Raw genomic sequence first — 10,557 nt, forward strand, 5'->3', positions numbered from 1 at the left:
GGGCCTGTCATTAGCTCATCGCCCATCCGCCGCCGAGGGCTTTGTACAAATCAATTTGCGCCAGCAGCAGGTTATTTTTGATCTGCACCACGTTAATCTGCACCGCGTACAGCGTTCGCTGCGCGTCCAGCACATCCAGATAAGAGGAATAGCCGTTGTTGTAACGGTTTTGCGCAATACGCAGCGTCTCCCGGGCAACCTCCTGCTGTCCCTCAAGTTCCGTCAGTTGTTGCCCAAAACGCGTTATGGCATCAAGGCAATCGTTCACCTCGACAAAGGCGTTACGCACAATTTTCTCGTAGCTGTACAGCGCCTGGTTACGCTGGGACTGGGAAATATCCACCTGCGCATTCAGCGCCTGGCGATTCAGGAGTGGAGCCAGAATGCTGCCGCCCACGCTCCAGAGCTGGAGTGGGTTATCCAGTAACCCCGCAAGGGTGCGATCCTGCACCGAACCGCTGGCTGTCAGGTTGACAGACGGCAGCAGGCTGGCCCGGGACGCCGCTAATGTGGCATCGGCGGCGATAAGCTGCCGTTCAGCCTGCACGATATCCGGACGGCGGTTAAGCAGCGTCGAAGGCAGTTGCGACGGGAGCGGTAGCGGCGTCAGAGAGTCAAAATCTCCACCGCGCGCCACCTCACCAGGGTTACTGCCAAGTAGCAGGCTGAGGGCGTTCTCCTGCTGAGCAATCTGGTGCTGCAGCACCGGCACCTGCGCCCGGGTGGCGCGTAGCTCGGAGTCAGATTGCATCCATTCCAGACGCGAGCTGTAGCCGGTGTCAAACTGCCGTCTGGCAAGGTTGAATGCCGCTTCGCGCGCGCTGAGCGTAGAGTCGGTCACGCGCAGTTGTTCATCGAGCGACAACAGCGTGACGTAGCCAGAGGCTACCGACGAGGCCACGGTCAAATCCGCCGCCGCTGCCGCCGCTTTCTGCGCGTCCAGCGACGCATCGGCAGCGTTAGCGGTGCTGCGGTTCACGCCCCAGATATCGACATCGTAACTGGCGGTGAGGCTGCCTTTATACAGCGTACCGTAAACCGGCAGGCCGGTTGCCACAGACTGTGAGCGCGCCCGTGTGCCGTTGACGCCTGCATCAAGCGTCGGGAAAAGGCTGCCGTCGGCGGCATAGACTCGCGCCAGATATTCATTGATACGCTCGCGGGCAATCAGCACGTCATTATTGTGTTCAAGCGCCTGATCCACGTAACGGTTCAGGTCGTTATCATGAAAATTACGCCACCAGAGCCGTTGTGCCGGACTGGCGGGGCCAGCATCGGCACGCCACTGGGCGGGAAGGGTCAGTGACGGTTGCGCAGGTGTGACGTCGACCGACTGACAGCCGGTCACCGTGATGGCAAACAGCAGGCCCGCTATCGGGCGCAGGGTCATGGCTTCGCCTCCCGCGTATCGATAGTGACCTGCACCGACATGCCCGGACGCAGTTGCGCTGAATCCTCAGCGCTGCCCAATACTTCGATGCGCACCGGAATGCGCTGGGCAATTTTGACAAAGTTACCCGTGGCGTTATCCGGCGAAATGGCGCTGAACTCACCGCCGGTGGCCGGAGAGATACTCTCCACCCGGCCCTGCCAGGCTTTATTGTTTAACGCGTCGACGGTGAACGTCACCGGCTGCCCGACGCGTATAGTGGCCAGCTGGGTTTCTTTGATATTGGCAATCACCCAGTGCTGAGGGGGAACCAGCGTGGTGAGGTGCGTCCCGGCGCTCACATATGCCCCCAGACGGACCGCAATTTGACCAAGCTGACCGTCACGCGGGGCGACAATGCGGGTGTTTTGCAGGTCGATTTGCGCCAGCTCCAGCGCGGCCTTGGCATTGTCCACGTCCGCCCTGAGCGCATCATCATTGACGATAACTGACTGCAGATCCTGCCGCGACATCTCAAGCGTGGCCCCGGCCTGGTCAATATCCGCGCGGCTCTGGGCGGCGCTGGCCAGCGCCGCATCGCGCTCGCGGATGGAGAGTGAACCGTCTGCGGTTAAGGCCTTCACGCGTTTCAGGTCGGCCTGGTACTTCAGACTTTGCGCGCGGGCGTTTTTCAGGGCGGCCTCGTTTTTAACGATCACCGCCTCGGCGCTTTTACGCTGCTGCAGGTTATTACTCAGCGCGGCTATTTTCATTGCCAGCTGGGCCTGGGCCTGATGGACGCGCTGGCGATAGATACGGTCATCAATCTGTAACAGCAGATCGCCTTTTTTGACCTGCACGAAATCCTGAACATTCACTTCAGTGATATATCCATTCACCTGTGGGCTGATAAACGTGGTCTGGCCGCGCACGTAGGCATTATCGGTAAACTGCGCATGACGGGTGAACGGCGGCAATTGCCAGGCATAGAGGATCACCAGTACGCCGACAATCGCGATCGCCGTGGCGGTGAAAACCGATACCACGCGGACATTTTTGCGGGTGTTGGCCTGCTCTTTAGCGGCATCCTGCTGACTCATAACTTCTCCTGAAACATCATAGTGTTAAATCCATTAATGATTGCCGGTCGCTTTCCTGAGCGCCATGCGGGCGGTGATGCGCAGGCGCAGCAAGCGCCAGAGAATCCACACCAGGGTGGCGGCGGCAATACAGGCCGTCAGTAAATAAGTATCGTTGTAAGCCAGAATGTTTGCCTCGAGCGCGGTCACCGTCTGTAGCTGGGTGATAGCCTGCGTCCCGAGCAGCGAGCTGTCGCCGATCAGGCTTTGGTACAGGCGGGTATAGGCCTGAATACGTTCACTAACCAGCGGGTTAAGGGTGGTGAGCTGGTCGGCCAGCAGGCTGGAGTGATACTTCTCGCGCCAGGTCTGGAAGGTGCCGAGAATGGCGGACCCAAGCAAACCGCCCAGGTTCTGGCTCATACCAAACATCACCGAAAAGCTGACCAGGTTTCGCGGCTCGGCGATTACCCCACCTATCGCGGCCAGCATAGCCGGGGCCAGGAAAAAGGCGCTGCCGAAACCTAACAGGAACTGGCTCAGCACCAGCTGGTCCGGGCGCGTCAGGTTGTTAGACTGGCTGTCCAGCAGCGAGGCCACAATCATCAGCGCCAGCGAGGTGACGATCGGCCAGGCCAGCTTTGTCGGTTTGATCGTCAGACAACTGGCAACGATACCGCAGGCAATACCGGCAAATATCGCCCACGCCAGATGCGTCATCTGTTCGTTTTGCAGGCCAACATACTGTAACCAGCCAATGACCCCGGTGTTCTGTTCCGCCAGCACGATGCGAATTAACAGCATGATTAACCCTAGTCGCAGGATGCTGCCGCTCGACAGCCAGCGGGTATTAAGCAACGGGTTGGTGCGGCCGTGTTCGAAGGTGATAGCCGCAACGATCAATACCAGCGATAACGCCAGTGACCAGCCGATCCACGGGGCTTCAAACCACCAGACGAGACGGCCCAGAGAAAGCACCGCGCACAGCAACGCCATGCCCGGGGCCAACAGAAAGAAGGTGACAAAGTCTTTTTTCTCGAACACCTTACGCCGATCGCCCGGCGGCAGCTTGAGCACCATCACGCAGGCCAATGAAACCAGAGCCAGCCCCAGCTCGAAGAAATAGAGCCCGCGCCACTCATCAAGCTGAAGCAGTTCGGTAGAGAATAGCCGGGCAAGGGGAATAGCCAGCGAGGAGCCGGTGATACCGATCGTCAGCGCCTTAAGACGGTGCTTTGCAGGCCAGGCCTGGATCTGATAGTAAATGCCCAGCGAACTGAGCGCGGCGGCGACCATTCCGTGTGCGGCGCGGACCATCAGCGCGGAGCTTAAGTCGTTTACAAACAGGTGGAAGAAGGTGACCAGCACATACAGCACCAAAAATCCTTCGGTGAAGGCGCGCAGACCGTACTGCTGGCGAAATTTTACCAGCAGCAGGTTGATCGAGACGTTGGTCATAACGTAGACGGCAGGCAGCCAGGCAATTTCTGTCGACCAGGCACTGAACGTTCCCTGCAGGTTTTGCAGATTGGCGGCGACCACCGCGTTGCCCAGAGCGCCCGTCAGACACACCAGCAGGCCAACGATGCCATAGGCAACTCGCTTTGGTGTACGGTGAACCGGCGTCGAGGGCGAACCCAGCAGGGCAGGTTTTTCATGAGGCTGCCACTCGCGAGGAGCATAGGGGTCGCGTTGGGGCAGGCGCATAACGGCTTTACCTTTGGAAAAGTTGAATAGTGAGCGGGCTAATGATTCTACGTCTGACACAAATCATAATTCAAGTGAATATGATTATCGCACGTTTTCGCGGCACATCATTGCCCGTTTGCGCAACCTTTGCCGCAAACGGGCATTTGCTGTTTCAAATATGTAACATCTTCATTGTAGTGATCGGTTTCTTTTATGAGATATCTCACAAAAACAGCGCGATAGAGTAGGCAAGTGATCCTGTGATAGTAGCTTTTAACAATAAGTTTACTTGTTAAAAACAGTGTAATTACAGGAGCAGGTCATGACAGTATCCGTACAACACCCGATGTATATTGATGGACGGTTTGTTCCCTGGCAGGGTGATGCCTGGATTGATGTGATCAACCCGGCAACCGAAGAGGTCATCTCCCGTATTCCCGATGGGGGGGCTGAAGATGCGCGCAAAGCGATCGACGCCGCTCAGCGCGCGCAGGCACAGTGGGAGGCGCAGCCCGCCATCGAACGCGCCCGCTGGCTGCGTAAAATTGCAGCCGGGATCCGCGAGCGTGCCAGTGACATCAGCGCGCTAATCGTGGCCGAAGGCGGCAAAATCCAGCAACTGGCGGAAGTGGAAGTTAACTTTACCGCAGACTATATCGATTATATGGCCGAGTGGGCGCGCCGCTATGAGGGCGAAATTATCCAGAGCGACCGTCCCGGGGAGAATATTCTGGTATTTAAGCGCGCGCTGGGGGTTACCACCGGGATCCTGCCGTGGAACTTTCCCTTCTTCCTTATTGCCCGCAAGCTCGCGCCCGCGCTGCTGACCGGCAATACCATAGTGATTAAGCCGAGCGAATTTACGCCCAATAATGCTATCGCCTTCGCTAAAATTGTCGACGAAATCGGCCTGCCCAAAGGGGTTTTTAACCTGGTATTAGGGCGCGGCGAAACCGTGGGACAGGAGCTGGCGGGGAACCCGAACGTGGCGATGGTGAGCATGACCGGAAGCGTTGGCGCCGGGGAAAAAATCATGGCTGCGGCGGCGAAAAACATTACCAGAGTGGGGCTGGAGCTGGGAGGCAAAGCACCGGCTATTGTGATGGACGATGCCAACCTGGAGCTGGCGGTAAAAGCGATTGTCGATTCCAGGGTGATCAATTCCGGGCAGGTGTGTAATTGTGTCGAGCGGGTCTATGTGCAAAAAGGCATTTACGACCGCTTTGTCAATCGCCTTGGTGAGGCAATGAAAGCCGTCCAGTTTGGTAATCCCGCCGAGCGTACCGACATCGCAATGGGGCCGCTGATTAACGCCGCCGCGCGTGAGCGCGTGGCGCAAAAGGTCGCCCGGGCGGTAGAGGAAGGGGCGAAGGTGGTTCTCGGCGGCAAGGCGGTTGCCGGAAAAGGGTATTACTATCCGCCAACGCTGCTGCTGGATGTGCGACAGGATATGGCCATCATGCATGAAGAGACCTTCGGCCCGGTGTTGCCGGTGGTGATGTTCACCACGCTGGAAGAGGCGCTGACGATGGCTAATGACAGCGACTACGGGTTAACCTCCTCTGTTTATACGCAGGATCTGAACGTCGCCATGAAGGCCATTAACGGCCTGAAGTTTGGTGAGACCTATATCAACCGCGAAAACTTTGAAGCGATGCAGGGCTTCCATGCGGGCTGGCGTAAATCAGGGATTGGCGGGGCAGATGGTAAACACGGGTTGAATGAATATCTGCAAACGCAGGTTGTCTATCTTCAGTCCTGATCTGCGTCTCCCCCTCTGCATGCGGCGGGGGAGACGGTTTCGTGAGGAGACATCGCTGAAAAACAATTCATAAAAATAATGAATTTTTAGCTAAAGCGGATTATGTTGGCGCGGTAACCGTTTTTTCAGGAAATCTCATGCGCACTCGATATACAGGCCTGCAAATTGGTATTCACTGGTTGGTGTTTTTACTGGTCATCATCGCCTACTGTGCGATGGAGTTAAGAGGCTATTTCCCCCGCACCGCGCGCCCGCTCGTTAACATGACCCACGTCTCGTGCGGTATCGCCATCCTGGTATTAATGGTCGCGCGTCTGCTGGTGCGCCTTAAATTCCGTGCGCCGCCCATTCAACCAAAACCGAAGGCGATGATTATCGGCATGTCGCATCTGGGACACTTAATCGTCTACCTGTTGTTTATTGCCCTGCCGCTGATTGGCATTGTGATGATGTACAACCGTGGACATGACTGGTTGGCCTTTGGCATGGTGATGCCGCATGCGGCGCAATCGAATTTTGATGTGGTGGATGTGCTCAAGGAGTGGCACGTGACGCTGGCAAAACTGGGCTATTTTGTTATTGGTCTGCACGCCCTTGCGGCGTTGATGCATCACTATTACTGGAAAGATAACACCCTCCTGCGCATGATGCCGAATAAACGGCAGTAACGCTGTAGCGATGCCCTGCCGCGTTCTGCAGGGCATCCTTCACGCGTCATTATTGCAGATGAGCGCGTTCTTCCGCCGTCAGCGCCAGCGTCTGGGTGGATCCGGTCTCTGAGGATTTCACCGCCGCTTCCAGCACCGCCATGACCGCCAGAGCCTCGACGGGATGCACCGGGTTATCGATTTTACCCGTCAGCGCATCGCGTACGTGGAGGTAATACTGGCGCTGATCGCCTTTCGGCGTTTTCAGCGCCTGCGCGTCGCCATTAGCGTCAAACAGCACCATATCATCGCTGTCTTCTCCCCAGCTTTCGCTGCCCGGGGTTACGCCTGCCAGAAGCTGAACTTCCTGCTGATCAATACGCCCCTTCACCACGCTGGCTTTATCGCCATGCACGGTAAAGCGTGATGTTCCACCTGCAACCAGCATGCTGCAATGCAAAATGACCTTATGCTTCGGGTAGTTCAGAACGACGTGCGCCCAGTCGTTAATTTCCGCGCCGTCACGCAGGGTGGCGATGTTTCCCTGTACCGACTGAGGCAGGCCAAAGAGCTGCAGCGTCTGGTCAATCAAATGCGGCCCGAGGTCAAACCATAATCCGCTCCCCGGGACGTTTTGCTCTCGCCAGCGCACGCGAACTTCCGGGCGGAAGCGGTCAATATGCGATTCCAGGAGCTTTACCTTTCCAATACGGCCTTGCCCGATAACCTGCTTAATGCCGAGAAAGTCGCTGTCCCAGCGGCGGTTATGAAACACGGAGAGCAGGCGTTGCTTTTCCTGCGCCAGGGCAATCAGCTCCCGGGCTTCCTGCATATCAAGGGTGAAGGGCTTATCAACCACCACATGTTTACCGGCGTTCAGGGCCAGCGCCGCCAGCGGCGCGTGGGTGGCATTCGGCGAGGCGATGACCACCAGGTCGATATCCGGATGATGAATCGCTTCCTCCGGGGTAGAGACAACCTGAACATCCGGCAGATCGCGCTTCACTTTCTCTTCATCGCCGGAAGAGACCACCGTTAGCCTAAGCCCTTCGACAGACTGGATAAGCGGGGCATGAAACGTTTTGCCGACAAAGCCATACCCAATCAGCGCAATGTTAATGGTCTTACTGTTATTCATAACGAGCTCCACGTTAGTTCGCGCAAATCGTGACCTGCAATGCGCCAGTATCCCCGGCTTCAGCCCAGGGACGGTCTAAAAACAGTTGATGAATATCGGTTAACCCGCAAACCAGCCAGGGTTCGCAGCGGTTCAGTTTGAGGTGGTCGGTAACAATCCAGTGCTGGCGGCTCGCCGCCAGCATGGCCCGTTTCACCTCGGCATCCGCTTCCTGGCTGGCGCTTAAGCCAAGCTCAGCATGGATCGCGCAGGCGCCGAGAATGGCAATATCCGCCCGATAGCGTGAGAGAAGAGCGAGGGTCGCGCTGCCAGCGAACAGGCGCTGCTGTATGTCCCATTTCCCGCCGAGCAGAACCAGTTCAATGTCCGTCCGCTCGCTGAAAAGTTGGGCAATATCCAGCGAGGGGGTAATGACGGTCAGCGGGCCTTTCAGAAAGGCGGCGACGGCCAGAACCGTGCTACCCGCATCCAGAAACAGCGTTGAACCTGCCGGAACGCTCTGCGCGACCCGTTTCCCGAGGCGCTGTTTGGTTTCAGGCAGCAGTGAATTTCTGCCCTGGCGGTTCATGGCCGAAAGATCAAGCGCAATGGCGCCGCCGTGGTTTTTCTGCGCCAGCCCACGGGTTTCCAGATCGGTCAAATCGCGGCGGATAGTATCAGCAGAAACCTGCAGTTTTCGCGCAAGCTCGCTGATGCTGGCTTGACCCTGTTCGCTGATGATCTCCAGAAGATGTCTCTGGCGGGCGGTTTTGTGCATCGTGACTTTAACCCTGCAAAATATCGCAATAAACTGCATATTACAGCAAATTGTCGAAATGTGAATCTGTTGCACTCAGGTTTAAGCAGGATGGAGTACAACATTCAGGGCGAGAAATGTTACGGTTACATGGCGTAATAATTGAAATATTATTAGTCAGTTATAAGAAATCTCTCAGAAATGTTAACAGCAGTATACTTTTATCATTTCATTTAACATTTCAGGTTATATGGCCGAAAAGTTGACAATAAACCATCTATAATCCCGCTAATTTATTTTTCTCTGGCATTAAAATCTAAATAAATGTTTATCTTAAGAGTAAAATATCGCTTTGCCGTCACTAATTACGTAAGCTGACAGTACTTTGAAAATCTTTGTGTCTGATGCGTGAGTAAATTAACGCAAAAATGTGCGGCGTGTTATTTGAAAATTTTACTTAAATAACAAGGGTTTTTAGAGCTTCATTCGAAAGGTGTTTTTTAAGCATTTGTCCAGAAATCTAAGGATTTTTCTTATACGTAACACCTCGTTAACATTGAAGGTGTAGTTGCGTATAACTCATTTTGGTAGACTGCAATTCAGTTTTAGGAATAAGTAAATTCTTAATTTTTTATAGGCCTTAGGGCGACTCCATCTCCGCGGAAATGGGTATGGGGAACTTTTCCTCCAAATTGAGGGAGAGAGTGAAGGATAATTTTCTAATTTTTATACCTCTTTTGGATCGGTATTTCCGTAAAGCTCAGAATCTGGGGGGTAGAAATTGACTACATTGCGTAATGACATGTTATTCAGATTTTCAACGGTAGTGATATTAATAGCGATGGCCTTCCCTCGGGCGCACGCTAATAGCAGCCAGGTTGGTATTTCCCCGGTTGCAGCGACCACCTTAAAAGAGAGTATTCTGTTTGCCATCGATCGTGACCCGTCAGTTAGCCAGCAGGCAGCGCAATTAGGCATTGGTCAGGCGCAAATAGACGAAGCACGCAGCGGTTGGATGCCGCAAATATCATTAAACGGTAGCACCGGGCACAGCCAAACAACCGATTCCAGCGGATCGTTAAGAAATTCTGCGGCGTGGGGATTGAGCCTGACACAGCGCCTTTACGATTTTGGCAAAACCAATAACAGCATTAGCCAGTCATCGGCGCAACGTGACAGCTACCGCTATAAGCTGATGGGCACGTTATCGGACGTGGCGGAAAAAACGGCCCTGAGCTACGTAGAGGTTAAGCGCTATAGCGACTTGCTGCAGGCGGCAAAAGAGAATGTTAAGGCGCTTAAAAATGTGGAGCAACTGGCAAAGTTGCGCGCTGATGCTGGCGTGAGTTCGACATCCGACGAACTGCAAACCCGTACGCGTATCGCGGGCATGCAGGCGATGGTGGAGCAATATAACGCGTCGTTAAACAGCGCCCGCGCGCGGCTTGCGGTGTTGACCGGCATGCAGGCACAAACGTATTCACCTGTTCCGGCGAAGCTTGCCGTTGAAGCTGACTCGCTGAATCGTATTGATTATTCGCTGATCCCGGCGGTCATGGCGGCGCAGAATATGGAACGCTCAGCCCAGTATGGCGTGGAAACCGCTCGCTCTCAGCACTGGCCGACGTTAAGCCTGAAAGGCGGTCGCACCCGTTATGAGTCGGACAACCGCTCGTACTGGGACGATCAGATCCAGCTCAATGTTGACGCCCCGCTTTATCAGGGAGGCGCCGTTTCAGCACGTGTGCGCCAGGCCGAAGAGGCGAGGGCGATGGCATCGTCACAGGTTGATCAGGCGCGATTCGATGTCCTGCAAAAGGCCTCCGTGGCGCAAGCCGACTGGACCGGCGCGCACGGCAGAATGGAAGCGGGCAAGGTGCAGCTGGAAAATGCCCTGCGAGCCCGCGATGTCTATAAGAATGAATATACCCTGAGCAAGCGGAGCATTAACGATTTGCTCAGCGTTGAACAGGATGTATGGCAGGCCACATCGGCGAAAATAATGGCTGAATATGATGGCTGGAGTTCGGCAATTAATTACGCCTCAGCGGTAGATAATTTGATGCCGCTTATTGGCATAGAGAAAAACGCGGCCGCCAAATTGCCTGATTTGAGTTAAAAAAAGACGCGCCTTTCT

General features: G+C 55.2%; 8 protein-coding genes. 3 read left to right on the plus strand and 5 right to left on the minus strand.

Annotation, left to right across the window (positions count from 1 at the left end):
* Positions 1-10 precede the first annotated feature (10 nt).
* The 3 genes from NL510_RS11175 to NL510_RS11185 are packed head-to-tail and all read right to left on the minus strand — an operon-like array spanning position 11 to position 4,155.
* Complete coding sequence (locus tag NL510_RS11175; RefSeq protein ID WP_253384647.1) at positions 11-1,390, minus strand: efflux transporter outer membrane subunit; 1,380 nt, start codon at positions 1,388-1,390, stop codon at positions 11-13.
* Complete coding sequence (locus NL510_RS11180; protein WP_253384649.1) at positions 1,387-2,469, minus strand: HlyD family secretion protein; 1,083 nt, start codon at positions 2,467-2,469, stop codon at positions 1,387-1,389. Before NL510_RS11180 ends, NL510_RS11175 begins: the two co-directional genes overlap by 4 nt.
* Before the next feature lie 33 nt (positions 2,470-2,502).
* Complete coding sequence (locus NL510_RS11185) at positions 2,503-4,155, minus strand: efflux MFS transporter permease (protein ID WP_436299123.1); 1,653 nt, start codon at positions 4,153-4,155, stop codon at positions 2,503-2,505.
* Positions 4,156-4,459: 304 nt separating this feature from the next.
* Here NL510_RS11185 and aldA point away from each other — a divergent pair, with 304 nt between their 5' ends.
* Both aldA and cybB read left to right on the plus strand, forming a co-directional pair.
* Positions 4,460-5,899: an aldehyde dehydrogenase gene (gene aldA / locus NL510_RS11190; protein ID WP_253384651.1), complete on the plus strand. Its 1,440-nt coding sequence runs from the start codon at positions 4,460-4,462 to the stop codon at positions 5,897-5,899.
* 137 nt (positions 5,900-6,036) lie between these two features.
* A complete protein-coding gene (gene cybB, locus NL510_RS11195; RefSeq protein ID WP_253384652.1) occupies positions 6,037-6,567 on the plus strand; it encodes a cytochrome b561 in 531 nt (176 codons plus the stop codon).
* 49 nt (positions 6,568-6,616) lie between these two features.
* Here the strand turns inward: cybB and NL510_RS11200 are convergent, their stop codons facing one another.
* Entirely contained in the window at positions 6,617-7,684 is a 1,068-nt protein-coding gene (locus tag NL510_RS11200; RefSeq protein ID WP_253384655.1) for an oxidoreductase, read from the minus strand.
* A 13-nt stretch (positions 7,685-7,697) separates the two neighbouring features.
* Positions 7,698-8,441, minus strand: coding sequence for a DeoR/GlpR family DNA-binding transcription regulator (locus tag NL510_RS11205; protein WP_253384657.1), 744 nt, complete (start codon positions 8,439-8,441; stop codon positions 7,698-7,700).
* Between the two features lie 760 nt (positions 8,442-9,201).
* Between NL510_RS11205 and NL510_RS11210 the strand changes: the two genes are divergently transcribed.
* Positions 9,202-10,539, plus strand: a complete 1,338-nt coding sequence (locus NL510_RS11210) for a TolC family outer membrane protein (protein WP_253384659.1) — start codon at positions 9,202-9,204, stop codon at positions 10,537-10,539.
* The last annotated feature ends 18 nt before the right edge of the window (positions 10,540-10,557 follow it).

It is taken from the genome of unidentified bacterial endosymbiont, assembly GCF_918797525.1.
GTDB lineage: Bacteria > Pseudomonadota > Gammaproteobacteria > Enterobacterales > Enterobacteriaceae > Enterobacter.